Raw genomic sequence first — 22,823 nt, forward strand, 5'->3', positions numbered from 1 at the left:
TTATTCCAAGTAAATTTCATATTTCTTTAGTTACACCTAAGACATAGCCTTTACTTTTTATTATCCCGAGAATCTTTTAAAATTATTTCATTCATGTAATTTCTTTCGTATTTCCTCAAGTCTTCGTCTTAGATTGTTTATTTCATTTCTAATTGCCTTGATTGGCACTTCTACCACTGCCAATTTGACAAACGGTAGAGTTAATGTCGCAGAGGCACCTTTGTTTGAAGCCGAATTACGCATTGACTGCTCCATCTGCTGCTTAAACCAATACAATTGAAATTTTTCATCATTTGGCCGCAATACTAATGCATGATGATTTGCAGAAAACTTACCCGTGTCAATAACTGTCATGGCCCCAGATGAACCGTCCATGGCTAAAACAATGGATGGGCCTTCATGTATACTAATTTCCTTTCCGTTGCCTGTAATTGCGCTTTCTGAAATTCTATATTTGGGGCTTTCCACTCCCCCACCGTATACGGGTAGACCATCTTCCTCATAATAACGATATATTATAGCTTCGCTTAATGATTGATCCCCCTTTGTCAATTCAAAGATATCATTAATTGTTGATTTAATCATAATCGATTGCGCAGGGTAAATCAGATTCACACCCATAAGGTATTCAGCCTCGCTCAAGATTCCGCATTCTAGATTGTCAGTTTTTCTATCATAATAATCAATCAAACTTTGAGCACGCTTTACGTATTCATAGTAATCTATTTCGTGTAATTTTGGCCTCAACGAGGCTTCTGGTAAAAGATTAACACCCCTATCTTTGTCTCGCAGATCCATCAATCTAAATCTACCGTACTTTTTCCCAGTTTCTTTATTAAACTCATTTACCTTGAAAGGAGGTTCAACCTCATCTATTAGAGCAGCATGAAGATGACTAGGGCGAGAGTTACCGAAGGGATCAACCCATCGTGATAGTTCGTCATGCAACCATGATCCATCAACAGACTTTCTATCTGTCGGATAGCGTTTGTCACTATTCGCATACCCATCGTTATCTACAACGTACATTGAGATCTTCTCATTTTCTATCAGACTTAAACCTGACCACGCTTCTGATAGAGGCATGCTATCTACGATTCTTTTTTGAAATACAACGATTACCGTTTTCTGCTGCGTATAAGGGGCAAAGGCATGTTTAGGCAACGATATAATGTCGGTTACTTTACAGCTTCTTAAAAGCATATATCTAGCCGCAGATGATCGAGGATTTTCAACAACACCCGCAGGTAGAACAATCATTCCCCAAGCGCCGGGCTTTAATATTTCAATAACTTTCGATAAGAAAGCCTCCTCAGCTCTTCCATATGAAGACTTACCGTAAGGCGGATTAGTTAGGATAAAATCAAATCCGTCAGCTGGAAATTGAGTAATACTATGCTTTGCCAAGCTATCAAAACCGCCTTTTATTTCACTGAAACCATCGCCGGCGAAATACATATTAACTCTCGCGCGCGATGCGTTAGAATAACCTAGATCGTAACCGAAAAATACTTTTTTTGATATTTCCCTTGTTTGGGCGTCGCTAAGGGATAAGGTTTTTTTAATGTAACGCAATGCCTCTGTTAAAAATCCACCAGTTCCGCAGGCTATATCACCTATTTTTAGCTTTTCAACGTCTGACATCGATCTCAATCCGCCCGAACGCTCCAATAATATGGGCACCACAGAGGAAATAATGTGTCTGCCAGTGAAGAATTCACCCAAGGCCTTTTTTGTTGATTCGTCGCCAATCCATTGAAAAACTTCTCCAAATATATCAAAGTTTGCATGCTCCAAGGGCGGCAGAGAATCAAGAGTCTTAAATATTTCTGAAAAACTATTCTTATGCCTGTCTATCTTTGAAAGGATAAATTTGAATTTGAAGTTTATTTCGCTTTCTTCGATAGAATCTTTAAAATCAAATATATCGCCATATTTGGCTTTCATTATTGGATCAGCCAATATCCTATCCACGAGGCTAACCAGACGTTCTGCAACGGCGTGACTCTCAGATGCGGCACCCGGAACTAATGCAGGTTGCTCAGCCCATGTTCCCCACGATACGTTTTGTTCAAGAAGCAACTTGAGTGTCAGAAGAGCCACAGTAAAATCTACTGGGTTGCGTCCAGACGAAAGCACAGGAATCAACCTATAGATTGTTTTCAGTTTTTTCAATGCGTCTCTAAGATCCTGAATAGTAGCAAATCCTAAACGTCCAATAAAATTTCCCGAAGAATCAATACCACCTAAGAGTAGTTCCGGGTTTGGGAATTCATTTACAAGAAGCTTGCCATCAGATTTGACCGGAACCCATTTCCTTTCCGGAGTATAGTATTCAACTATAGAATCAATTCCATTAAATCCTACTGCAATCCTCGGAAGCGCTGGTTCCAAAGCCATGGCCGCATGAAGGCCTTCGATGTAAAATTTTGCTTCATCTAGTGCTAGATCTACTTTAACGGAAGGATTTTTATTTTCCCAAACACACATTGGCAAATCATTGCCGCCAGAAAACAGCAAAGTATCAGGGAATCCATGTCCTTTTCCACTTTTTGTTTTAGACGGCCAGGATTTGTCAATTCTCACATTACCACTTTTGTGGTGCTTGACGGTATATCCTGCCGCGCCAAGAATAGATGCGGCATGAGCTTGGACATCTGCTTCAGAGATTGCGGATGAATTAGGGCTGATTAAAAAAGTCGTGGACATCGCGTATTAATATACTGTCAAAAAGGCAGCGGCGCGCTCAGTCCTACCGATTTTACATTTTTGTGAAAAATTCGCACCATTTGAACCGCATAGAGATGTCGTCCGCAAACGAGTCCGGAATAAACACGTGGTCCGGCTTCCTCCCCCGAGTGCGGCCCTGCTCTTTTCCCTTTTACCTCTTGCTGCTGTGGTCGCCTTCCTGGAATTCTTCGATCATCTTGGCGTTGAAGGCGGGGATGTCGTCGGGGTTGCGGCTGGTGACAATGCCCTTGTCCACGACGACCTGCTGGTCGACCCATTCGGCGCCGCCGAGGGTGAGTTCGTGTTTCAGGCTGGGCCAGCTGGTCATTTTCAGGCCTTTGCTGATGCCGGTTTCGCTGAGGCTCCAGGGGCCGTGGCAGATGGCGGCGATGGGTGCGCCGTGGTCGTAGAACGCACGGACGAACTTCATGGCGTACGCGTCCAGGCGGAGCTTGTCGGGGTTGACGGTGCCGCCGGGCAGGAGGAGGCCGTCGTAGTCGCTGGGGTTGGCCTGCGTGACGGTGTGGTCCACGTCGTATTTGTCCTGGGGTTCGAGGTCGCCTTTCATGCTCTGGATCTGCCCGGCCTTGAGGCTGATGAGGTGCGTGGTGGCCCCGGCGGCTTCCAGGGCCTCGCGGGGTTTGACGAGTTCGACCTGTTCGACGCCGTCGGCGGCGAGGATGGCGATGGTTTTGCCTTTCAGGGGTTGGTCGGTCATGCGTTCAGCGTGCCGTGTGGGGGGGTGCGGGGCGTGATGGTGGTCTGAAGGCGCGTTGAGGCGGGGTTGAGGGGGGCTTGAGTTGGTGTGGGTTCTTGCCTTGCGCGCCGGGGGCGTGTGATGGGGTGGGGGGCATGACACTGACTGAGGAGTTCGCGAAGGCCTTACAGACCGCCGAGCAGGGCGGGGACGTTTCGGGGTTGCTGACCCTGCACGCGGGGGACGTGACGCTGCGGAACCTGACGCAGCAGACCTGGGAGGGCGCGGAGGGTGCGCGCGAGTTCTGGGAGGCCTACCTGGGCAATTTCGAGGAGGTGCGCAGCGAGTTCTCCCGCGTGCAGGAGGTGGGGGGTCTGGGCGTGCTCGAGTGGGTGGCGTCGGGTCGCCTGCCGGGTGGGCGGGAGATCTCTTACCGGGGCGTGAGCCTGCTGGACGTGCAGGATGGGAAGGTGTCGGCTTTCCGCACGTATTACGACAGCGCGGCGTTCGTGGTGGCGACGCCCGCCTGACGGTCAAGGAAAGAACGCGCCCGCCCCGGCACAGGCCAGGGGCGGGCAGTTTTGTCCCTCTCCGCTGGGGAGAGGGACTCGCAGGGTGAGGGGTTCTTACTTGTCCGTGCCGGGCGTGGTCACTTCGACGGCAGTGAGGGTCTCGGTGACGCGGAAGGTGTGGGGGACGCCGGCGGGCACGTGGTAGGAGTCGCCGGGCTGGAGGCTGATCGTCTCGCCGTTCACGATCAGATCGACGCGGCCTTCGATGACGTACCCGAGGGTTTCGTACTCGTGGGTGCTCTCGGGTTTGTCGGCGTTGGGTTCCTCGCGGTGCCACAGGCGCATGCTGCTCTGCTGCCCCTTGACGAGGTGGTGCTCGCCGTCGGTGCCGTGGGTGGTGTCGCTCTGGCTGACCTTGTACTGGCTCATGCGGTTCAGCGTGCGCCGCGCGGGTGGGTGCGGGCGTGATGGGCGCCTGAAGGCGGGTTCACGCGCAGTTGGCCGGAACTTGACCCTCATGCAATCGGGGAGACCCTGGGGTTTTTCTCCTCCCCCTTGAGGGGGGAGGCCGGGTGGGGGTGTCCACGGGCCCCGCCCGTCTCTTTTCCCCTGCTTTCGCCTGTGCCTGCCTCCTGTAGTTCCGCGCCTGCCTGTGCCCGGCGTCGTGGGTGGGCGTGCCGCATTCCCGTGCTGGACGCATGCCCCGGCAGCCCGGTTTTTTTTGTCGTCTCAGTCGCATTTTTTTTCCTCTGGCGGGTTGGGCGGGTGTGGGGTACACTGGGCGTCTCCGGCTGCCCGGTGGGTGGCCGTCTGAAAGGGGGTGAGGTGCTGCCGTGGGAACGAAAGAAGAGGTTCGTTCGCGCCTGAACATTGCGGATGTGGTGGGCGAGTACGTGCAGCTCTCGCCTGCCGGTCGCGGTCGCCTGAAGGGCCTGTGTCCGTTCCATAAGGAGAAGTCGCCGTCGTTCCAGGTGGATACGGAGCAGGGCTACTTCTACTGCTTCGGCTGTAAGGCGGGCGGGGACGTGTTCAGTTTCGTGCAGCGCACGGAGAACCTGAGTTTCGGGGACGCGATGCGCAAGCTCGCGGAGCGGGCGGGGATTCAGGTGGAGGCCCGGTACGGGGAACGGTCGAGCCGGGACGTGTTCGATGTGAACGCGTTCGCGCTGGCGTATTTCCGTGAGCACCTGATGGGGCCCGCGGGCGAGGCGGCGCTGGCGTACCTGCGGCGGCGTGGGCTGACGGACGCGACCATCGAGTCGTTCGAGGTGGGTTTCGCGCCGGACGGCTGGGACGGCCTGTTGAAGCATGCGCGGGTGAAGGGCGTGTCGGAACGGCAGCTGCTGGAGGCGGGGTTGCTGATCGAGAATCCGGAGTCCGGGCGGGTGTACGACCGGTTCCGCGCGCGGGTGATGTTCCCCATCCGCGATCACCTGGGGCGGCTGGTGGGGTTCGGGGGGCGCGTGCTGGACGACAGCAAGCCGAAGTACCTGAACACCCCGGAAACGGACGTGTTCCGCAAGGGTGAGCTGCTGTACGGGCTGGATAAGGCCCGCCTGGGCCTGAAGAACGGCGGGGAGCTGGTGGTGGTGGAAGGTTACATGGACGTGATCACCATGCACCAGCACGGGTTTACGGGGGCGGTGGCGAGCCTGGGCACGGCCCTGACCGCGGAGCACGCGACGCTGCTGGAGCGGCTGGGCGCGCAGAGTCTGGTGCTGCTGTTCGACCGTGACGAGGCGGGGTTGAAGGCGACCTTGTCGGGACTGGATCAGGTGCTGGGCGCGAAGTTCCGCGTGCGCGCCACGAGCGTGCCGAGCGGGAAGGATCCGGCGGACACCCTGCTGGCGGGGGACACCGAACTGCTGCGGACGGCCCTGAGCAGCGGTCTGGACGAGGTGCGGTACCGCGTGCAGGCCGCCATCGAACGGCACGGGGTGGGCACCAGCGAGGGCAAACGCCGCATCCTGATGGAACTGCTGCCGCGCATGCAGAACCTCGATCCCCTCGATGAGATCGCCGAGGGTGTGCGCGGCGCGGCGTGCGAGACGCTGGGCATTAAGCCCGAGGCGCTCATGGAGTGGATCGCCAGCAAGGCCAAGCGGCGCACCCTGACGGACACGCATCTGGCGGGCATGACGAGCACGCGCAGCGAGGAGGACCGCGAACTGGCCCTCCTGAAGCAGCTGCTGGTCGATCCGTCGCTGCTGGCGAAACTGGATGGCAGCATGCCGTGGCGCAACGAGTCGGTGCGCAAGGTGATGCTGGCCGCGCGCGGCGCGCAGACGCCCGACGACATTCTGGACGTGTTCCGTGGTCAGCCCGAGGAGCAGCTCCTGATCCGCCTGATGTTCGAGGGCCGCGACGCGGGCACCATCGGCCGGGAGAACAGCCAGCAGTACGAGCAGAAGGTCAGCGGGTACGCGGCGGCCGCCGTGGACGACATTCAGGTGACCCTCAGCATCGACGCGATGCGCGCCGAGGTGGACCTCCTGAAGAAACAGGTGCCTTCTGCCGCCCCCACCGAGCAGCTGGGCCTCCTGCGGCAGATCCAGGACCTCCAGCGCGCCATCGAAGCCGAGAAACGCGTCCGCGGCGCCGCGCGGGCCTAAGGACCCTCTCCCCTCGTGGGAGAGGGTGCCCCGCAGGGGCGGGTAAGGGGGCGTGTGACCACCAGCCCCGCCCACCATCCTTTTCTCCTCCCCCTTGCCTTGCAAAGCTGCGGAGCAGAGGGGGGAGGCCGGGAGGGGGTGTCGCCTTTACACTTCCCCGCCCCATTCCAGCCCGTTTTGGGTCCACGCGGCTTCGATGTGCGTGAGGACGTCCAGCGGGAGGGGGCCCTGCTGGACGAGGTCGATGTTGCGTTCGAGGTTCTGGATGCTGGCGGTGCCGACGATGGCGCTGTGGACGCCGGGGGCGTGGGCGGTGAAGCGCAGGGCGAGGTCGAGCCAGTCGAGTCCGGCGTTCTGGCGGATTGTGTCGATGTTCAGGGTGCGCAGGCGTTCCCAGTACGTTTCGGCGTAGTCGCCGACTGGGCGTTCGGTGAAGCGCCAGGCGGCGTTGGCGATGGGGCGTTTGGCGATGACGCCCATGCCGCTCTCGGTGGCGGCGGGGAGCAGCTGGCGACGGCTGAACTGGTCGGCGAGGTTGACGCTGGTCTCGATGCTGCCGAAGCGGCCGCTCTGGATGGCCCAGGCGAGGGCTTCGTTCTCGCCGCTGTACGCGGCGACGCGGATCAGGCCGTCACGCCGGGCGTCGTCGAGGGCGCCGAGGAGGTCGTCGCGGCGCAGGGTCTCGGCGGGGCAGGAGTGCAGGTGGAAAATGTCGATCCAGTCGCAGCGCAGCCGCGTGAGGGCCTGTTCGATGCCGAGGCGGATGGCCTGCGGCGTCCAGTCGTCGGCGCCGTCGGCGCTGTACCCGCCCTTACTGCTGAGGATGAAGTCGTGGCGGCGGTAGGCGAGGTGCCGTCCGATGCGTTCCTCGCTGAGGCCGTAGCCGCGCGCGGTGTCCACGAGGGTGATGCCCCGGTCGATGGCGCGGTTCAGGAGAGTGCCCGCGTGGTCTTCACTGAGTGCGCCGTCGCCGATCTGCCCGGCGCCGAGGCCGAGGAGGCTGACGCGCAGGCCGGTGGTGCCGAAGTCCCTCTGTTCCATGACGGGTATTGTGCGCCGCTGGCGTTCAGCTGGTGGTGAGCTTCAGGTCAGCCTGGGCGTCCTGTTCGGCGCGGAACTGGAGTTCGTACAGGTCGCGGTACAGGCCCCCGGCGGCGAGCAGCTGGGCGTGGGTGCCGTCCTCGGTGACGCTTCCGGCGTCCATGACGAGGATGCGGTCGGCGTTGCGGATGGTGCTGAGGCGGTGGGCGATGACGAAGGTGGTGCGGCCCTGCATGAGGCGTTCCAGCGCGGCCTGCACGAGGGCCTCGGATTCGTTGTCGAGGGCGCTGGTGGCCTCGTCGAGGATCAGGATGCGGGGGTCTTTCAGGATGGCGCGGGCGATGGCGACCCGCTGGCGTTGCCCACCGCTGAGTTTCACGCCACGTTCCCCGACGACCGTGTCGTAGCCGTGCGGGAAGGCGCGGATGAACTCGTGGGCGTTCGCGGCGCGGGCGGCGGCCTCGACCTCGTCGGGGCGCGCGCCGGGGCGACCATAGAGGATGTTCTCGCGAATGCTGCCGCTGAACAGCAGCGTCTCCTGCGGCACGAGGCCCACCTGGGCGCGCAGGTCCGCCAGGGCGTAGTCGCGCACGTCCCGGCCGTCCACGCGCAGGGTGCCGCCCGTGACGTCCCAGAAGCGCGGGATGAGGTTCACGAGGGTGGTCTTCCCCGCCCCGCTCGGCCCGACCAGCGCGACGACCTGCCCGGCGGGAACGTCCAGGGTCACGTCGCGCAGCACGGCGGCCCGCGTCCCTTCAGTCTCACCGTCATAGGTGAAGGACACGCCGTCGAAGGACACGCGGCCCTCCGCGCGGGCCAGCGGGGCGGGCTGCGCGGGCTGCGGCAGGTCGCTGCGTTCGTCCAGCAGTTCGAAGATGCGGCCCGACGCGCCCAGCGCCTCCTGGAACTGGTTGAACACGCCGGTCAGCGCGACGACCGTGCCGCCCACCTGCAGCGCGTAGAACAGGAACGTCACGAGGTTCCCCGGCGTGAGGCTGCCCGCCATGACCAGCCGCCCCCCGTACCACAGCACCACGGCCAGCGCGCCGAAGGTCAGGAAGCTCATCACGCCCGCCATGAGCGCCTGCAGGCGGGCGCGTTTCAGCGCCGCCAGGAAGCTCTGCGTGACGCCCTGCCCGTAGCGGCCCTCCTCCAGGCTCTCGGCGGTGAAGCTCTGCACGACGCGCACGCCGCTGATGGCCTCCTCGGCGCTGGCGTTCGCGCCTGCCACGGCGTCCTGCACCTCGCGGCTCACGCGGCGGATCCGCCGCCCGATGGTCACGGCCGTCCCGATCACCAGCGGGATAACGGCCAGGGTCAGCAGGCTCAGACGCGGACTGGTCGTCACGAGCAGCACCACCGCGCCCACCAGACTCACGGACTGCGCCGCCAGCTGCGCCAGCGCCGTGCTGGTCACGGTCTGCACGGTGCCCACGTCCGACGTCAGGCGGCTGGTCAGATCCCCGGTCTTGTGCTCCCCGAAAAAGCGCGGCGAGAGCGTCAGCAGGTGCGCGAACACCGCCCGTCGCAGGTCCGCCACCACGCCCGCCCCCACCCGCGACAGCAGGAACGACTGCGCCGCCCCGAACACCGCCGACAGCGCGAAGATGCCCAGCAGCGCCACCACCGTCCGGTCCAGCTGCGACGTATCCGTCGAACCCACCCGCAGGAACGACGCGTCGATCAACCGCCCGAACAACGCCGGGAACACCAGGTTCAACCCACTCGACACCAGCGTCGCCACCACACCCACCACGAACACCCACCGGTACGGCCGCGCGAACGCCAGCAGTCGCACCAGCTGACGCGGATCACGCCTCACACGCGAACCCTCCGGACTCAGGGGCGAAGCAGCACGACCAGGACGGGAGAACATGACCACAGGGTACGCGGGAAGCGAGAGGGCAGTGGGGAGTGGGGTGTGGGAAGTGGGACAGGAGGCTGCTGCGCAGCGGAACCCAAACCCCTCAGTCAGCTGCGCTGACAGCTCCCCTCCCTGCGGGCTCTGCGAGTCAAGGGGAGCCTGAACCCATGCTTCTGCCGAAGCGAAGAAAGTAGATCAGCGGCCCGCACCATCCACCCTGCCCGCTGCCGCAAACCACCACCGGCCGTCGTGCGCGCAGCGCGCGGGCCTACGAGGGGGGCGAAGGATGGCGTCGAGGCCGGACCCGTCCCCGCCCACTGCACCTCCGCCGCGCTGAAAGAAACTCTTGCCCAGTGCAACGAAAGCCCCCCCTGCCCCTCTGGGGTACTCGTATGAGCCGCTTGCGGAGGGGGCTGGGGGGTGGGGCCGTCAGTCGAACATCCAGGCCAGACGCCCGGAACTCGATCAGGCCAGCGCGGCTTCGGGCGCCACGTAGGGCAGTTCGAACGCGTCGGCGACGCCCTGGTACGTGAGTTTGCCCTGGTGGGTGTTCAGGCCGAGCATCAGGGCGGGGTTGCGTTGCAGGGCGCCCGCGCCGTGGTCGGCAAGGAGGAGGGCGTAGGGGAGGGTCTGGTTGGTGAGGGCGAAGGTGCTGGTGCGGGGGACGGCGCCGGGCATGTTGGCGACGCCGTAGTGGATGACGCCGTCGACGGTGTAGGTGGGGTCGTCGTGGGTGGTGGCGTGGATGGTTTCGACGCAGCCGCCCTGGTCGACGGCGACGTCGACGATGACGCTGCCTTCGGGCATGAGGTTCAGCATGTCGCGGGTGACGAGGTGGGGGGCTTTGGCGCCGGGGATGAGGACGCCGCCGATGAGGAGGTCGGTGGTGGGGAGCAGGTCGCGGATGTTGGCTTCGCTGCTCATCATGGTGGTGATCTTGCCGAAGAAGACGTCGTCGAGGTACGCGAGGCGGCGCTGGCTCACGTCGAGGATGGTGACTTTGGCGCCGAGGCCCATGGCCATCTTGGCGGCGTTGGTGCCGACGACGCCGCCGCCGATGATGGTGACGTGCCCGGGCTGCACGCCGGGGACGCCGCCGAGGAGGACGCCGCGTCCGCCGACGGGTTTCTGGAGGTGGTACGCGCCGGCCTGGACGCTGAGTCGGCCCGCGACCTCGCTCATGGGGGTGAGCAGCGGGAGGCTGCCGTCGTCGAGCTGGACGGTTTCGTAGGCGACGCCGGTGGTGCCCGCCTGGAGGAGGGCGTCGGTGAGGGGGCGGTCGGCGGCGAGGTGCAGGTACGTGAACAGGAGGAGGTCGGGGCGGAGGTAGTGGTACTCGCTCTGGATGGGTTCCTTGACCTTCACGACCATCTCGGCGGCCCAGGCGTCGTCGGCGCTGCCGAGGGTGGCGCCGGCGTTGACGTAGTCCTGGTCGGCGATGCCGCTGCCGAGGCCGGCGCCGTGCTGGACGGTGACGGTGTGGCCGCGGCGGACGAGGGTGGCGACGCCGCCGGGGGTGAGGGCGACGCGGTTTTCCTTGACCTTGATTTCTTTCGGGAGCCCGATGTGCATGGTGTGACCTCGCGGGCCGTGCAGGTGTCTCCTGCCGGCGGGTTGATGCTGTGTTGAACGCAAGATTAACAGTTAGTGGCGCAATCAGGATTGCCCGCACATGCCCTTTCCGGGCCATACCCCGCAACGGGGTTGCGCCGATCTGCTAGAATGCGCTCCATCATGTCTCAGAATGATCTGGATGCCATCGACCGGCAGATTCTGGGGATCCTGCAACGGGACGCCCGCATTCCGAACACGGAACTCGCGGACGAGATCGGCCTGACCCCCGCCCCCACCCTCCGCCGCGTGCGCCGCCTGGAGGAGGAAGGCGTCATTCAGCGGTACGTGGCGCTGCTCGACCCGAAAACCGTCGGCCGCGAACTGATGGTCATCGTGCGCGTCACGCTGGACAAGCAGACGAAGGCGGGCTTCGAGGAGTTCGCGAAGAAGATGCAGGACCGTCCCGAGGTGCTCGAGTGCTTCCTGTGCCTGGGGGACATCGACTACCTGTTGAAGGTGTCCGTGCCGGATCTGGACGCGTACCAGCACTTCCTGGTGAACACCCTGGCCGCCATTCCCGGCGTGCGGAACACCGCCAGCACGATCGTCGTGAAGCAGGAGAAGTACACGACCAGCCTCCCACTGGAATAGCCTCCCGCTGGAGTGCCCGGACCCGGTACGCTGGGCGTATGAACACGAGACAGGGGTTCTGGGCGGACCTGTGGGCGTTCCTGCTGGACGAGGCGCTGCGCTGGATCATCGTGGCGGCGTCCGTGCTGCTGGCCGGGGCGGGCATCCTGCTGCTGGACTGGCCCGCCTGGACGATCCTGGCCGTGCCTGCCGTGCTGATCGGCGCGGGCCTGTGGGCGCTGAACCGCTGGGGCCCGGAACGCCCGCGCTGAACAGAGTCGCGCCGAACCTCAATAAATCTGAATCCGGCGGCGCGGGGTGGGGCACCGCCTCTCATGGAGGCTGTGAAAGACTGGGGCATGTCCCGACGTGCCCTGATCACCGCTTCCGTCCTGCTGGGTGCCGCACTGGTCGCCTGCGCGCCCGCCGCCACTACCGCCCCAACCACCACGCCGCCGGTGACCGCTGCTCCGGTCACCCCCGTGCCGGTCTCCCCCACTCCTGCGGCGCCCACGCCCGCCCCGGTGCTGAGCTTCCAGGCGATGCCGGAGCTCACGCAGGCCCCGGTTCGCTCGTTCGGCAGCGCGCCCGCGCAGATCATCGACCCGACCAAACGCTACCGCGCGGTCCTGAAGACCAGTCAGGGGGACGTGACCCTGGACCTCTACCCGAAGGTCGCGCCGGTCGCAGTGAACAACTTCGTGTTCCTCGCGCTGAACCACTTCTACGACGGCACGCGCTTCCACCGCGTGATCGACGGCTTCATGGCGCAGGGCGGCGACCCCCTGAGCGCCGACACCACCCAGCAGGGCCGCTGGGGCACGGGCGGTCCCGGGTACCAGTTCAGCGCGGAACTCGTCAGCGGCGTGCGCTTCGACAGGGCCGGGGTGCTGGGCATGGCCCGCTCGCAGAGCCTGAGTTCGCAGGGCAGCCAGTTCTTCATCACGGTCGCGCCCGCCGACTTCCTCAGCGGGAACTACACGGTGTTCGGGCAGGTCATCGCCGGGCAGGACGTCCTGAACCGCCTTCAGCGCAATTACAACAACAGTGGCCCGATTGCCGGGGCGGGCGCGGACACGCTGCTGGGCGTGCAGATCCTTCAGGAGCAGTGAGCTCGGGACTGTGAGCTGTGGGCAACAGCGGCTGCCGATGCACAAGCCGGAGCTCGCCTCAGAGCCCACAGCTCAGAGCCCCACATCCCCCAAGAGTGTCTCTTCCCGGCGCAGCACGCGGGCCCTTTAGACTGTGGGCATGCGTGTTCGCCGTCTGATTCCTGTTGCGTTGGCTGCTGGCGCGGCCCTGTACCTGCGTGGCGTGTACCGCTACCGTGACCCGGTGCGCCTCCCGAAGGTAGGGGTGGGCGAGGTCCTGAGTGCCGCCGACGGCGTGGTGGGCTTCGTGCGGCGGGTGGAGGATGGCCGGGCGGACGGGCTGGACGTGCCGGCGCTGCTGGGCACGCCGGGCGCGGCGGACGGCTGGCTGATCGGGGTGCCCGTGGGGCCGCTGGACGTGCATTACGTGTTCCAGCCGGTGTCGGGCGCGGTGTCGTACGCGACGCACGTGGGCGCGCGGGTGAACGTGCCGCTGCTGGACGCGGCGGGCACGCTGGGCGTGCTGGCGGGCCGCGCGGTGGACGCCCTGTCGTCGCGCGGGGCGCTGGAGAACGAACGGCAGGCGGCGGTGGTGGGCACGCCGGACGGGGACGTGACGGTGACGCTGGTGGCGGGCCGCGCGGGCCTGAGCGGCACGTCGTTCACGCGGGAGGGGGACGAGGTGCGCGCCGGGTACAAGGCTGCGTTCCTGCAGCAGGGCGGGCTGGTGCTGCTGCACGTGCCGCTGGCGTTCACGCCGACCGTGAGCGTGGGGGACCGCGTGACGGGCGCGGAGACGGTCGTGGCCCGCCGGGCCTGAACGGCCTGGACTGAACAGGCGGGGCTGAACGCCGCAGGGGGTCACGGAGCGATGGGCCGGGGTGGGGTATGCTGCCCGGCCCGGCCGGAACCGGGAAGAGGGGGTGACGTGATGACGGAAGCAGGCAGGGAGAGGTCGGAGCGGCACTCGCCGGAACGGGTCGCGGAGCGGCTGGTCGCCGACCGCAAGGTGCGTGCCGTGGCGCAGGCGGGCAGCTTCGGCACGGAGTTCCAGTGGGCGGGGAGCGTGCCGACGTTCGTGACGTTCGAGCGGGGCCTGCTGAGTGCCCATTCGGACGCGCGGGCGGGCGTGATCGTCGAGCGCTTCCCGTTCGAGCAGCTGGAGGCCTGGCGGGACTGGGACGCGGCCCGCGCGGAGGCGCCGCTGGCGCTGCTGGCGACCAGTCGCGTGCTGTACGACCCGACCGGGCATTACGGGCGGATCCAGCGGACGCTGTGGAACCTCAGCGCGTCGCAGCGGGCGGCGCACCGCGCGGAGCTGCTGCTGGGCGCGCAGGACGCCCTGAGCGCCGCGCGGGCCGCGCATACGGGCGCGGGGCACGGCGTGCAGGAGCAGCTGCTGGCCCTGGCGGACGCCCGCGACATAGCCCTGACGCGCCTGTACCCGGCGCTGCTGACCTGGGTGCACCTGTGGCCGGAGTTCGAGATCCGCCTGCCGCACGCGTGGCGCGCCTCGGCCGGGCTGCGCTTCCCGAAGGCCGTGAATCACCTGGAGAGCCTGTACGCGTTCGGCGGCGAGCCGGAGGCGCGGCGGGTACTGCTCGCCACGCGCGGCCTGGGCCTCGTCGAGCAGGAACGCCGCGCGCGGGCCGCGTTTCAGGCCGGGTACTACGACGGCGCGGTGCGCTACCTGCGTGACGAGACCGCCCGCACGCACCGCGAGGACCTCCAGCGGTGGCTGAACCTCACGCCCGCGCGGCGCGAGAAGCTCGGCACGCTGATGGGCGTCACGCGATCCCCGCTGGGCCCGGCGGCGCTGAACATCGTGCAGGAGCTGCTGGAAGCCGTCCGCGAAGGCGAGTAGGGTCGATGGGTGATGGAGGATGGTTGATGGATCACCCCACAACCCACAACCGACAACCCAGACAGAAGCAGGGCGAGCCGATCAGATGGCTCGCCCTGCTTCGTGTCTGGTTGTTATGCGCTGGCGGTGTCGGTGTCGAGGACGGTGCCGGTGCGGACGGTGATGGTGCGTTTCTGCGCGGCCTCGCTGCGGGGCACCTTGAGGGTCAGGGTGCCGTGCTGCAGGTCCGCCTCGACCTTCGTCAGGTCGTACTTGGCGGGGACGCTGAACGTGCGGGCGAGGGTGCCGTGGGCGCGTTCGACGCGGTGGGCGGTACGGCCCTCGCGGCGGTCGTAGGTGCGGGTGGCCTGGACGGTCAGGGTCTGGTTTTCCGCCTCGATCTGCACCTGGTCGGGGCTGACGCCGGGCAGGTCGAGGGTGAGTTCGAGGCCGTGCTCGTCCTCGTGCACGTCGACGGGCGGGGCGAAGCGGGCGGGCGCGGCGGGCTGGCCGAAGGCGCGGTCCATGCGCTGGGTGAGTTCCTCGATTTCACGGAAGGGATCGAATCGCATCATGTGATGACCTCCTGAGGCTGGAAGCGCGCCGCACTCTTGCATGACATCTGAGTGCCTTGCGCTCAACTACGGTCATATTAAAACCTGAGTGCCATCATGTCAAGTTTGATGCGCCGCACCCTCCCCCACCAGGCCGGACAGGCGACATGACACCCCGGCGCCCGGCGGTGTACACTCCACGAGGCCCGCCGCCTGGCGCGACCCACAACTCCACACCACGTCCCTTTCCCGGCAGTCCCGTGAGGCTGCACCCGCCCCGTGAGGCAGGAGAAGGAGCCCCATGAACCACCCAACCCCGACCCGTCAGCCCGCGCTGCACGGCCTTTTTTTTATGGCCCGCACCGGAGGACACCGTGACGCCTAAAGCCACGATCCTCACCGCCGACGAGGTCCGCCGCGCCCTGACCCGCATCGCGCACGAGATCATCGAACGCAACAAGGGCGCCGAGAACCTCGCCCTGATCGGCGTGCACACCCGCGGCATCCCCCTGGCCCGCCGCCTCGCCGAGAAACTCAGCACCCTGGAAGGCGTGGACGTCCCCACCGGCATGCTGGACATCACCCTGTACCGCGACGACCTCAGCGAGGTCGCCCAGCAGCCCATCATCCGCGAGACGCAGGTCCCGTTCGACCTGCGCGACCGCCGCGTGATCCTCGTGGACGACGTGCTGTACACCGGCCGCACCGTCCGCGCCGCACTCGACGCCCTGATCGACCTCGGCCGCCCCGCCGGAATCCAGCTGGCCGTCCTCGTGGACCGCGGTCACCGCGAACTCCCGATCCGCGCGGACTACGTCGGCAAGAACCTCCCCACCGCCGCCACCGAGGTCGTGAAAGTCAAGTTGCAGGAAACCGACGACGTGGACAGCGTCGAACTGTGGGACATGGAGGCGCTGCGATGACGGGCGGACAGAACGGCCCCACCAGCATGGGCGCCCGCCCACCCCACCTCCTGGACTTCCAGGACTGGACGCCCGAACGTCTGGGCGCCATCCTCGACAACGCCGACACCATGCTCCAGGTGCTCGACCGGCCCGTGAAGAAGGTCCCGGCCCTGCAGGGCCTGACGGTCTGCAACGCGTTCTTCGAGAACAGCACCCGCACCCGCACCAGCTTCGAACTGGCCGCGCGGCGCATGAGTGCCGACGTCCTCACGTTCGCCGCCGGGGCCAGCAGCGTCAGCAAGGGCGAGAGTCTGCGCGACACGCTGGAAGTCCTGACCTCCTACAAGGTCGACGCGTACATCGTCCGCCACCACGCCGCCGGCGCCGCGCACCTCGTCGCCCGCTACAGCGGCAAACCCGTCATCAACGCCGGGGACGGCCGCCGCGCCCACCCCACCCAGGCGCTCCTCGACGCGTACACCATCCGCCAGGAATACGGCAGCCTCGAAGGCAAGAAGATCGCCATCCTCGGCGACGTCCGCCACAGCCGCGTCGCGCGCAGCAACGCCGAACTGCTGCCCAAACTGGGCGCGCAGGTCGTCCTGTGCGGCCCCGCCACCCTCCTTCCCCCCGGCCTCGCCCGCATGCCCGGCGTGACCCTCACCACCGACCCCCGCGAAGCGGTGCGCGGCGCCCACGCCGTCATGGCCCTGCGCCTCCAGCGCGAACGCATGAGCGGCGGGTTCCTCGGCAGCCTCCAGGAATACGCCGACACCTACCAGGTGAACGACACCCTGCTGAAAGAAGCCGAGAGCGGCGCCATCGTCCTGCACCCCGGCCCCATGAACCGCGACCTGGAAATCAGCAGCGACGCCGCCGACGGCCCCCAGAGCCGCATCCTGAAACAGGTCGAGAACGGCCAGGCCATCCGCATGAGCGTCCTGTACCACCTGCTCGTCGGACGGAACTGAGCATGTCGGAGGTCGAGGGCACGGTGCATCAGGCTCTCGACCTCTGGCTTCAAGCGGAACGGACTTCACTCAGGGAGGCGGCGCAACAGTTCGGCCTCAGGTACCAGACGGCACGGACCCGTTCAGAGCGTGGAACGGTCGTGGTGGAGGAGCGGCAGGAGTGGGTGACGCTGCTCGTGGACGCCCAGCCCACCCCCGAACTGGTCAGCCTGGAAGAGGCTCAACGTCTTGGTGAGAGCCGGACGGCCGAAATCAATCAGTTGCGCGACCTGATCCAGGCCACTCACGGCCCAGCAGCACGGGACGACACGACGCTCGACTGGTGGGAGAACACCGAACCCTGCTGGCAGCACGAACTGATCTGGCTGGGTCAACGGTACGCGCTGACTCTTCGTCATCACGTCAGCGGACTGGAACAGACTCACTCCCGGAGCTTCAAGGTCGAGAACCTCGCCACAGGACATACGGAGGACACATGATCACGATTACGAATATCAAGCGCGTCGGGTCGGAGAAGACCGAGAGCGTCACCATCGAGGGCGGCCTGATCAAGGGCTGGAACCTCCCGACAGATCAGCAGGGAGAGGGGCAGGTCATCGACGGGCAGGGCGGCACGGTCGCCCCCGCGCTGATCGAGCTGCACGCGCACCTGCGCGAGCCGGGGCAGACGGAGAAGGAAGATCTCGCCAGTGGTCTGGCGGCGGCGGCGGCCGGTGGGTACGGCACGGTGGTCAGCATGCCGAACACCAGCCCCGTGGTGGACGATCCGGCGATCGTGCGGACGCTGATCGAGAAGGCGGCGGGGCTGGGCTTCGCGCGGCTGCGTCCGGCGGCGGCGCTGACGAAGGGGCAGAAGGGCGAGGAACTGGCCGAACTGACGTACCTGAAAGAGGCGGGGGCGGCGATGTTCACGGACGACGGGCGCACGAACGAGAACGCCCGGACGCTGCGTCTGGGCCTGGAGACGGCCGGGAGCCTGGGCATGGTGATCAGCGTGCACGCCGAGGACGCCAGCCTGCGCGCGGACGGCGTGATGAACGAGGGGCCGGTCAGCGAGGCGCTGGGCCTGCCGGGCAACCCGGCGGCGGCCGAGGCGGCGCGCGTGGCGCGGGATATCGAGATCGTGGCGGGCCTGCACACGCAGGGCGTCCCGGCGCGGCTGCACATCCAGCACCTGAGCACGGCGCGCGCGCTGGATCTGGTGCGCGCCGCGAAGGCACAGGGCCTGCCCGTGACGTGCGAGGTCTGCCCGCACCACCTGACCCTGACGGACGAGGCGCTGCGTTCTTTCGACGCGATCTACAAGGTCGCGCCGCCCCTGCGCACCCAGGCGGACGCCGACCACCTGCTGGAGGGGCTGCGGGACGGCAGCGTGGACTGCCTCGCGACGGATCACGCGCCGCACACCCGCGCGGAGAAGGAACGCGACCTGCTGGACGCGCCCAGCGGCATCGCGTACATCGAACTGGCGTTCCCGCTGATGTACACCCGTTTCGGCGAGACGCTGGGCCTGGAGCGCATCCTGGACCTGATGACCGCCGCCCCGGCGCGCGTCATGGGCTGGGAGCCCCCCACCCTGGATGCGGGCGCGAAGGCCGATCTGGTCATCCTCGACCTGAACACCGAACGCCCCGTGAACCCCGCCGAGTTCAGGAGCAAGGCCAAGTTCACGCCCTGGGCCGGGGAAACGCTGAAAGGCTGGCCGCTGCTGACGGTCGTGGACGGGAAAGTCGCCTACCAGCGGGCTTAAGGGGTCAGGGGTCGAAGGGTCCGAGAGTCTGAGGCTGGGCAGTAGCCTTAGACTCTCGGACCCTTCGACCTTCAGACCCTCACCGGTCCAGCCGGAAGATCCGCAGGTCGTCACTCTCCTCTCCCTGGATCAGTCCGGTGAGGAGGCGGGCGGCCTGCACGCTGTACGTGATGCCGTTGCCACCGTAGCCGAGGGCGAACAGCAGCCGGTCGCCCGGCTGCCGGGGGCCGATGTACGCGAGACCGTCCTTCGTTTCGCCGAAGGTACCCGCCCAGGCGAAGGCCGTTTCCGGGTGGAGGTGCGGCAGGAGTTTGCCGAGTTTGCGTTCCAGCCGTTTCTGTTTGGCAGGCAGGGCGCGTTCGCGGCGGGCAGGGTTGTGGTGGTTGTCGTCCTCGCCGCCGATGACGACGCGGCCATCCTGGGTGGTGCGGGCGTACAGGTAAGGGCGGGCCGTTTCCCAGATGAGGCAGCCGGTGGGCCACAGTTCCCCGTCGGTTTCTGCGATGGGTTCGGTCGCCAGGGCGTAGGAGTTCTTCAGCTGCGCGAGGCGCCTGCCGAGGAACTTCTCGGCCTCGTACCCGGTGGCGACGACGACCCAGTGGGCCTGGATCTTCGCGTGCCGGTCGGTGTGCGCCGTGAATTCGGTGCGGTGTTCGTCCAGGCGGGTGACTTCCGTGCGGTCGTACACCCGCGCGCCCCGCGACTGCGCCCGCTGAAGCAGGTGCTGCGCGAGGCGGTACGGATCGACCTCGCCGCCGTCCGGGCTGAACAGCGCGGCGGGCGCCGTGATGCCAAAGCGGGCCTTGAGGCTGCGGGCGTCCAGGTGTTCCACGTTCAGTCCGGCGCGGGTGCGGGCGGCGTGTTCCTGCGCGAGCATGCGGGCGTCGCGGCGGTTGCTGGCGTAGTACAGGCTGCCCCGCTCGCGGAAGCCGCAGTCGTCGGGCAGTTCGGCGGTCAGGTCGCGCACCGTGTCGATGGCGTCGCGGCACAGGTGGTAGGCGCGTTCCGCGTCGGCCTGCCCGATCATGGGGATCAGGTCCACGAGGTTCGTGTCGATCTCGTACTGCAGCAGGGCGGTGCTGGCGCTGGTGCTACCGAACGCGGCGTCGCGCAGGTCGGTCACGACGACGTCCAGCCCGGCGGCGCTGAGCGAGTCGGCGAGGAGCGCGCCCGTGATGCCCGCCCCGATGACGAGCACGTCGGCCCTCTCGTCGCCGCTCAGGGGCGGGTAGGTGTGCATGAGGCCGTTCGTGAGGGGCCAGAAGGCGCGTCCGCTGCGGAGATCCATGAGCAGACTGTAGGAAGATCAGCCGCAGGGCAGGTGCGCGAGTGGCTACGGTTCCCCGCACGGGACGTTCAGGATTCGTTGGGGTTCTACTTCTGCGGCAGTTCGGGTTTCGTGCCCCGGAACGCGTCGCGTTTCGTGTGGGTGGGCAGGCGCACGACCTGCCCGGTGCGGGCGCTCTCGTACAGGGCGTCCATGATGACGTGGTCCTGTACGCCCTCCTCGCCGGGCGTCCACGGGGTGTCGCCGCTGCGGATGCACCCCGCGAAGTGGTCGAATTCCAGCGTGAACTGGTCGTAGTCGGGGAAACTGGGCTGGCGGGTGCCGTCGTCATCGGACAGACTGAGTTTCAGGCCGTCGTAGGGGAAGGCGGGGTCCATGTTCAGGCTCCCCGCCTCGCCCATCACGCGCAGGGTGCCGGTGTCGTGCGCGGCGTAACTCGTCTGGATGGTCGCGCTCACGCCGCCGGGGAAGCCCAGCAGGGCACTCATGGACGCCTCGACCTCCTGGAATCTCGGGTCGCCGCCGGGCTGGTGCTGCGTGGCGAACACCCACTCGGGTTCCTGCCCGGTCAGAAACCGCAGGGTGTTCAGGCTGTAGATGCCCACGTCCGGCAGCGGGCCGCCGCCCGCCAGCTCGCGCTTGAGGCGCCAGACCTCGGGGTCGTCCTCGACCTGCGCGTGGATGGAGTGCAGCAGCCTCAGGTCGCCCAGCGTGCCGCCCTGTACGGCGTCCCTGGCCGCCCAGTGTTCCGGGGTGTACTGGCAGCGGTACGCGGTCATCAGGAGCACCCCGGCTTCCCGGCAGGCGTCCACGATGGCCTGGGCGTCCTCGGCGTTCACGCCCAGCGGTTTCTCGCACAGGACGTGCTTGCCAAGGCGGGCAGCGCGGGTGGCGTACTCGCGGTGCAGGCTGTTCGGCGTGACGATGTACACCGCCTGCACGTCCTCGCGGCCCGCCAGTTCGCCGAACTGCTCGTAGGTGTAGGCGTCCGCCTCGGTCAGGCCCAGCGCGCGGGCAAACCCGTCCGCCTTGTCCGGCTCGCCGCTCACGAGTGCGGCCACGTAGGCGTGCTCGCTGGTGCGCGCGGCGGGAATGAGTTCCTCGGCGGTCAGCTTACCGATGCCGACCAGGGCGAAGCCCACCCGCGTGTCCTGCGCTTCGGGGGGCGTGATGTCCGGTTTCAGAGGCATGCCCCACCGTAAGGGCGCGCCCCCGCCGGATGGGGAGGCGCGCCTTGAGGGGGCCTTGGGGGTTCAGAAGAAGCGGCGTTTGCCGCGTTTGCCCACGGCCCGCTGCGCGCCGCTCAGGAGCGAGTCGATCATGCGGTCGCGTTTGCGGGCGCGGGTGTAGCGGCTGTTCTTCTTCTGGGCGGCGCGGGCCTTGACGAGCAGTTCCAGCACGACCGGAGCGGCGGCCATGATCAGGCCGAGTTTGCCTTTCGAGGAGGTCTTCATGCCGTCCATTACGACACGTCACGGAGGAAAGTTGCTGAGACTGGACTCAGGTTCCTTCACCTCTGGTTTCGGCGGACGGGCGGGAACTGTCCGGCAGATCGAAACGCTACCCGTCCGGCCGCCCGGAGGCGCTAGGCTGAGGTATGACTGCAACTCAGGACCGGGTGGAGGAACTCCGCACGCAGCTCGTGGCGTGGCGGCGGCACCTGCACATGAACCCCGAGGTGGGCTTCGAGGAGCACGCCACCGCCGCGTACATCGAGGCCGAGCTGCGGAAGATGCCGGGCCTGAACGTCTCGCGGCTCACGGCAACCAGCGTGCTGGCCGTCCTGAAGGGGGGCCTGCCGGGCCGCACCGTGCTGCTACGGGCCGACATCGACGCGCTGCCCATCCACGAGGAGAACACCTTCGAGTTCGCCTCCCAGACCCCCGGCGTGATGCACGCCTGCGGGCACGACGGGCACACGGCGATCCTGCTGGGCGTGGCGCAACTGCTGTCCGCCACCCCGGACAGCGTGCCGGGCGAGATCCGCATGATCTTCCAGCACGCCGAGGAGATCGGGCCGGGCGGCGCCGAGGAGCTGGTCATGCAGACCCCGCTGATGGACGGCGTGGACGTCGTGACGGGCCTGCACCTGAACAGCCAGCTGCCCGCCGGGGTGGTCGCCGTGAAGCCCGGGGCGTTCATGGCCGCGCCGGACATGCTGGAACTCACGATCCGCGGGAAGGGTGGGCACGGCGCGCACCCCGAGGAGACGGTGGACCCCATCGCGGTGGGCGCGCAGGTCGTGACGAACCTCCAGCATGTCGTGAGCCGCATGGTGGCCGCGCAGGACGCGCTGGTGGTCAGCATCACGAAGTTCACGAGCGGCACCACCCACAACGTCATTCCCGACACGGCCGAGCTGATGGGCACGGTCCGTACCTTCGACCCGGCGCTGCGCGAGCGGGCGCCGCAACTCATCGAGCGTGTGGTCCGGGGCATCTGCGAGGCGCACGGCGCGACGTACGACCTGCGCTACGAGTTCGGGTACCGCCCGCTGATCAATACCGACTGGGTGGCGGCGCAGCTGAAGGACATCGCGCTGGACGTGGTGGGCGAGGGGCGCTTCCGGGACGCGAAACCCACCATGGGCGGCGAGGACTTCAGCGCGTACCTGGAAAAGGCGCCGGGCGCGTACTTCAACGTCGGGTCCGGCAGCGACGAGGCCGACAGCCGCTGGCCGCACCACCACCCGCGCTTCACCATCGACGAGACCAGTCTGGAGACCGGCGTGCAGATGCTGCGCGCCGCCGCGCTGCGCCTCGCCCGGACGGAGTAAGGCCC

General features: G+C 65.8%; 22 protein-coding genes. 12 read left to right on the forward strand and 10 right to left on the reverse strand.

Translation table 11 applies throughout. The features are described from left to right. Window positions 1–87: 87 nt before the first annotated feature. Together DEIGR_RS19695 and DEIGR_RS12215 are read right to left on the reverse strand one after the other, a co-directional pair. The gene (locus DEIGR_RS19695; RefSeq protein WP_083524173.1) at window positions 88–2,709 is read right to left on the reverse strand and encodes an N-6 DNA methylase; all 2,622 of its coding nucleotides are present in this window, start codon (window positions 2,707–2,709) and stop codon (window positions 88–90) included. A gap of 172 nt (window positions 2,710–2,881) precedes the next feature. After that, a complete protein-coding gene (locus DEIGR_RS12215) occupies window positions 2,882–3,448 on the reverse strand; it encodes a type 1 glutamine amidotransferase domain-containing protein (protein ID WP_058977630.1) in 567 nt (188 codons plus the stop codon). Between the two features lie 134 nt (window positions 3,449–3,582). Between DEIGR_RS12215 and DEIGR_RS12220 the strand changes: the two genes are divergently transcribed. After that, the gene (locus DEIGR_RS12220) at window positions 3,583–3,957 is read left to right on the forward strand and encodes a nuclear transport factor 2 family protein (RefSeq protein ID WP_058977633.1); all 375 of its coding nucleotides are present in this window, start codon (window positions 3,583–3,585) and stop codon (window positions 3,955–3,957) included. 96 nt (window positions 3,958–4,053) lie between these two features. Here the strand turns inward: DEIGR_RS12220 and DEIGR_RS12225 are convergent, their stop codons facing one another. Continuing rightward, window positions 4,054–4,368 (reverse strand): cupin domain-containing protein, encoded by a 315-nt coding sequence (locus DEIGR_RS12225; protein WP_058977635.1) that lies wholly within the window; start codon window positions 4,366–4,368, stop codon window positions 4,054–4,056. A 404-nt stretch (window positions 4,369–4,772) separates the two neighbouring features. Between DEIGR_RS12225 and dnaG the strand changes: the two genes are divergently transcribed. Continuing rightward, complete coding sequence (dnaG, locus tag DEIGR_RS12230; RefSeq protein WP_058977637.1) at window positions 4,773–6,551, forward strand: DNA primase; 1,779 nt, start codon at window positions 4,773–4,775, stop codon at window positions 6,549–6,551. Between the two features lie 147 nt (window positions 6,552–6,698). On the opposite strand, the gene DEIGR_RS12235 is transcribed toward dnaG, so the two are convergent. The 3 genes from DEIGR_RS12235 to ald form a co-directional block, all read right to left on the reverse strand. After that, window positions 6,699–7,592 carry an aldo/keto reductase gene (locus DEIGR_RS12235; protein WP_058977639.1) on the reverse strand — a complete coding sequence of 298 codons (894 nt, stop codon included), beginning with the start codon at window positions 7,590–7,592 and terminating at the stop codon, window positions 6,699–6,701. 25 nt (window positions 7,593–7,617) lie between these two features. Continuing rightward, entirely contained in the window at window positions 7,618–9,468 is a 1,851-nt protein-coding gene (locus tag DEIGR_RS12240; protein ID WP_058977640.1) for an ABC transporter ATP-binding protein, read from the reverse strand. A gap of 453 nt (window positions 9,469–9,921) precedes the next feature. Continuing rightward, the gene (gene ald, locus DEIGR_RS12245) at window positions 9,922–11,028 is read right to left on the reverse strand and encodes an alanine dehydrogenase (protein ID WP_058977642.1); all 1,107 of its coding nucleotides are present in this window, start codon (window positions 11,026–11,028) and stop codon (window positions 9,922–9,924) included. Between the two features lie 162 nt (window positions 11,029–11,190). On the opposite strand from ald, the gene DEIGR_RS12250 reads away from it, so the two are divergent. From DEIGR_RS12250 to DEIGR_RS12270, 5 genes are all read left to right on the forward strand, one after another. Then, complete coding sequence (locus DEIGR_RS12250; RefSeq protein ID WP_058977644.1) at window positions 11,191–11,661, forward strand: Lrp/AsnC family transcriptional regulator; 471 nt, start codon at window positions 11,191–11,193, stop codon at window positions 11,659–11,661. Between the two features lie 38 nt (window positions 11,662–11,699). Beyond that, entirely contained in the window at window positions 11,700–11,912 is a 213-nt protein-coding gene (locus DEIGR_RS12255) for a hypothetical protein (RefSeq protein WP_058977646.1), read from the forward strand. A gap of 87 nt (window positions 11,913–11,999) precedes the next feature. Further along, window positions 12,000–12,752 (forward strand): peptidylprolyl isomerase, encoded by a 753-nt coding sequence (locus tag DEIGR_RS12260; protein WP_083524174.1) that lies wholly within the window; start codon window positions 12,000–12,002, stop codon window positions 12,750–12,752. Between the two features lie 139 nt (window positions 12,753–12,891). Next, window positions 12,892–13,551: a phosphatidylserine decarboxylase gene (locus tag DEIGR_RS12265; RefSeq protein ID WP_058977648.1), complete on the forward strand. Its 660-nt coding sequence runs from the start codon at window positions 12,892–12,894 to the stop codon at window positions 13,549–13,551. Between the two features lie 111 nt (window positions 13,552–13,662). Beyond that, window positions 13,663–14,595, forward strand: a complete 933-nt coding sequence (locus DEIGR_RS12270; protein WP_058977650.1) for a hypothetical protein — start codon at window positions 13,663–13,665, stop codon at window positions 14,593–14,595. 113 nt (window positions 14,596–14,708) lie between these two features. Here the strand turns inward: DEIGR_RS12270 and DEIGR_RS12275 are convergent, their stop codons facing one another. Beyond that, window positions 14,709–15,149: an Hsp20/alpha crystallin family protein gene (locus tag DEIGR_RS12275; protein ID WP_058977652.1), complete on the reverse strand. Its 441-nt coding sequence runs from the start codon at window positions 15,147–15,149 to the stop codon at window positions 14,709–14,711. Between the two features lie 353 nt (window positions 15,150–15,502). Here DEIGR_RS12275 and pyrR point away from each other — a divergent pair, with 353 nt between their 5' ends. Genes pyrR through DEIGR_RS12295 form a run of 4 tightly spaced genes read left to right on the forward strand, consistent with a single transcriptional unit; the run spans window position 15,503 to window position 18,754 of the window. Next, window positions 15,503–16,051, forward strand: a complete 549-nt coding sequence (gene pyrR, locus DEIGR_RS12280) for a bifunctional pyr operon transcriptional regulator/uracil phosphoribosyltransferase PyrR (RefSeq protein WP_058977654.1) — start codon at window positions 15,503–15,505, stop codon at window positions 16,049–16,051. 26 nt (window positions 16,052–16,077) lie between these two features. Next, window positions 16,078–17,004 carry an aspartate carbamoyltransferase catalytic subunit gene (locus tag DEIGR_RS12285; protein WP_058978708.1) on the forward strand — a complete coding sequence of 309 codons (927 nt, stop codon included), beginning with the start codon at window positions 16,078–16,080 and terminating at the stop codon, window positions 17,002–17,004. A 2-nt stretch (window positions 17,005–17,006) separates the two neighbouring features. Continuing rightward, window positions 17,007–17,483, forward strand: a complete 477-nt coding sequence (locus tag DEIGR_RS12290) for a hypothetical protein (protein ID WP_058977656.1) — start codon at window positions 17,007–17,009, stop codon at window positions 17,481–17,483. Beyond that, entirely contained in the window at window positions 17,480–18,754 is a 1,275-nt protein-coding gene (locus tag DEIGR_RS12295; protein WP_058977658.1) for a dihydroorotase, read from the forward strand. The genes DEIGR_RS12290 and DEIGR_RS12295 overlap by 4 nt, the downstream gene beginning before the upstream one ends. A 79-nt stretch (window positions 18,755–18,833) precedes the next feature. Here DEIGR_RS12295 and DEIGR_RS12300 read toward each other — a convergent pair whose 3' ends face one another. The 3 genes from DEIGR_RS12300 to DEIGR_RS12310 all read right to left on the reverse strand — a co-directional run bounded on the left by DEIGR_RS12300 (window position 18,834) and on the right by DEIGR_RS12310 (window position 21,496). Beyond that, the gene (locus DEIGR_RS12300; RefSeq protein ID WP_058977661.1) at window positions 18,834–20,042 is read right to left on the reverse strand and encodes an NAD(P)/FAD-dependent oxidoreductase; all 1,209 of its coding nucleotides are present in this window, start codon (window positions 20,040–20,042) and stop codon (window positions 18,834–18,836) included. Window positions 20,043–20,128: 86 nt separating this feature from the next. After that, complete coding sequence (locus tag DEIGR_RS12305) at window positions 20,129–21,232, reverse strand: Gfo/Idh/MocA family protein (RefSeq protein ID WP_058977663.1); 1,104 nt, start codon at window positions 21,230–21,232, stop codon at window positions 20,129–20,131. 63 nt (window positions 21,233–21,295) lie between these two features. Then, a complete protein-coding gene (locus DEIGR_RS12310; RefSeq protein WP_229844112.1) occupies window positions 21,296–21,496 on the reverse strand; it encodes a hypothetical protein in 201 nt (66 codons plus the stop codon). 143 nt (window positions 21,497–21,639) lie between these two features. Between DEIGR_RS12310 and DEIGR_RS12315 the strand changes: the two genes are divergently transcribed. Then, window positions 21,640–22,818 carry a M20 family metallopeptidase gene (locus DEIGR_RS12315; protein WP_058977667.1) on the forward strand — a complete coding sequence of 393 codons (1,179 nt, stop codon included), beginning with the start codon at window positions 21,640–21,642 and terminating at the stop codon, window positions 22,816–22,818. Window positions 22,819–22,823: the final 5 nt, after the last annotated feature.

It is taken from the genome of Deinococcus grandis (genome assembly GCF_001485435.1).
Taxonomy (GTDB): Bacteria; Deinococcota; Deinococci; order Deinococcales; family Deinococcaceae; genus Deinococcus; species Deinococcus grandis.

Bases quoted from the DNA above. Each gene is read 5' to 3' on its own strand.
- DEIGR_RS12295 (WP_058977658.1), top strand. From the start codon at position 17,480: ATGATCACGATTACGAATATCAAGCGCGTCGGGTCGGAGAAGACCGAG.
- DEIGR_RS12265 (WP_058977648.1), top strand. From the start codon at position 12,892: ATGCGTGTTCGCCGTCTGATTCCTGTTGCGTTGGCTGCTGGCGCGGCC.
- DEIGR_RS12315 (WP_058977667.1), top strand. From the start codon at position 21,640: ATGACTGCAACTCAGGACCGGGTGGAGGAACTCCGCACGCAGCTCGTG.
- DEIGR_RS12240 (WP_058977640.1), bottom strand. From the start codon at position 9,468: ATGTTCTCCCGTCCTGGTCGTGCTGCTTCGCCCCTGAGTCCGGAGGGT.
- DEIGR_RS12255 (WP_058977646.1), top strand. From the start codon at position 11,700: ATGAACACGAGACAGGGGTTCTGGGCGGACCTGTGGGCGTTCCTGCTG.
- DEIGR_RS12270 (WP_058977650.1), top strand. From the start codon at position 13,663: ATGACGGAAGCAGGCAGGGAGAGGTCGGAGCGGCACTCGCCGGAACGG.
- DEIGR_RS19695 (WP_083524173.1), bottom strand. From the start codon at position 2,709: ATGTCCACGACTTTTTTAATCAGCCCTAATTCATCCGCAATCTCTGAA.
- DEIGR_RS12215 (WP_058977630.1), bottom strand. From the start codon at position 3,448: ATGACCGACCAACCCCTGAAAGGCAAAACCATCGCCATCCTCGCCGCC.
- DEIGR_RS12310 (WP_229844112.1), bottom strand. From the start codon at position 21,496: ATGAAGACCTCCTCGAAAGGCAAACTCGGCCTGATCATGGCCGCCGCT.
- DEIGR_RS12300 (WP_058977661.1), bottom strand. From the start codon at position 20,042: ATGGATCTCCGCAGCGGACGCGCCTTCTGGCCCCTCACGAACGGCCTC.
- DEIGR_RS12285 (WP_058978708.1), top strand. From the start codon at position 16,078: ATGGGCGCCCGCCCACCCCACCTCCTGGACTTCCAGGACTGGACGCCC.
- DEIGR_RS12275 (WP_058977652.1), bottom strand. From the start codon at position 15,149: ATGATGCGATTCGATCCCTTCCGTGAAATCGAGGAACTCACCCAGCGC.
- DEIGR_RS12250 (WP_058977644.1), top strand. From the start codon at position 11,191: ATGTCTCAGAATGATCTGGATGCCATCGACCGGCAGATTCTGGGGATC.
- DEIGR_RS12225 (WP_058977635.1), bottom strand. From the start codon at position 4,368: ATGAGCCAGTACAAGGTCAGCCAGAGCGACACCACCCACGGCACCGAC.
- DEIGR_RS12305 (WP_058977663.1), bottom strand. From the start codon at position 21,232: ATGCCTCTGAAACCGGACATCACGCCCCCCGAAGCGCAGGACACGCGG.
- ald (WP_058977642.1), bottom strand. From the start codon at position 11,028: ATGCACATCGGGCTCCCGAAAGAAATCAAGGTCAAGGAAAACCGCGTC.
- DEIGR_RS12220 (WP_058977633.1), top strand. From the start codon at position 3,583: ATGACACTGACTGAGGAGTTCGCGAAGGCCTTACAGACCGCCGAGCAG.
- DEIGR_RS12235 (WP_058977639.1), bottom strand. From the start codon at position 7,592: ATGGAACAGAGGGACTTCGGCACCACCGGCCTGCGCGTCAGCCTCCTC.
- DEIGR_RS12260 (WP_083524174.1), top strand. From the start codon at position 12,000: ATGTCCCGACGTGCCCTGATCACCGCTTCCGTCCTGCTGGGTGCCGCA.
- DEIGR_RS12290 (WP_058977656.1), top strand. From the start codon at position 17,007: ATGTCGGAGGTCGAGGGCACGGTGCATCAGGCTCTCGACCTCTGGCTT.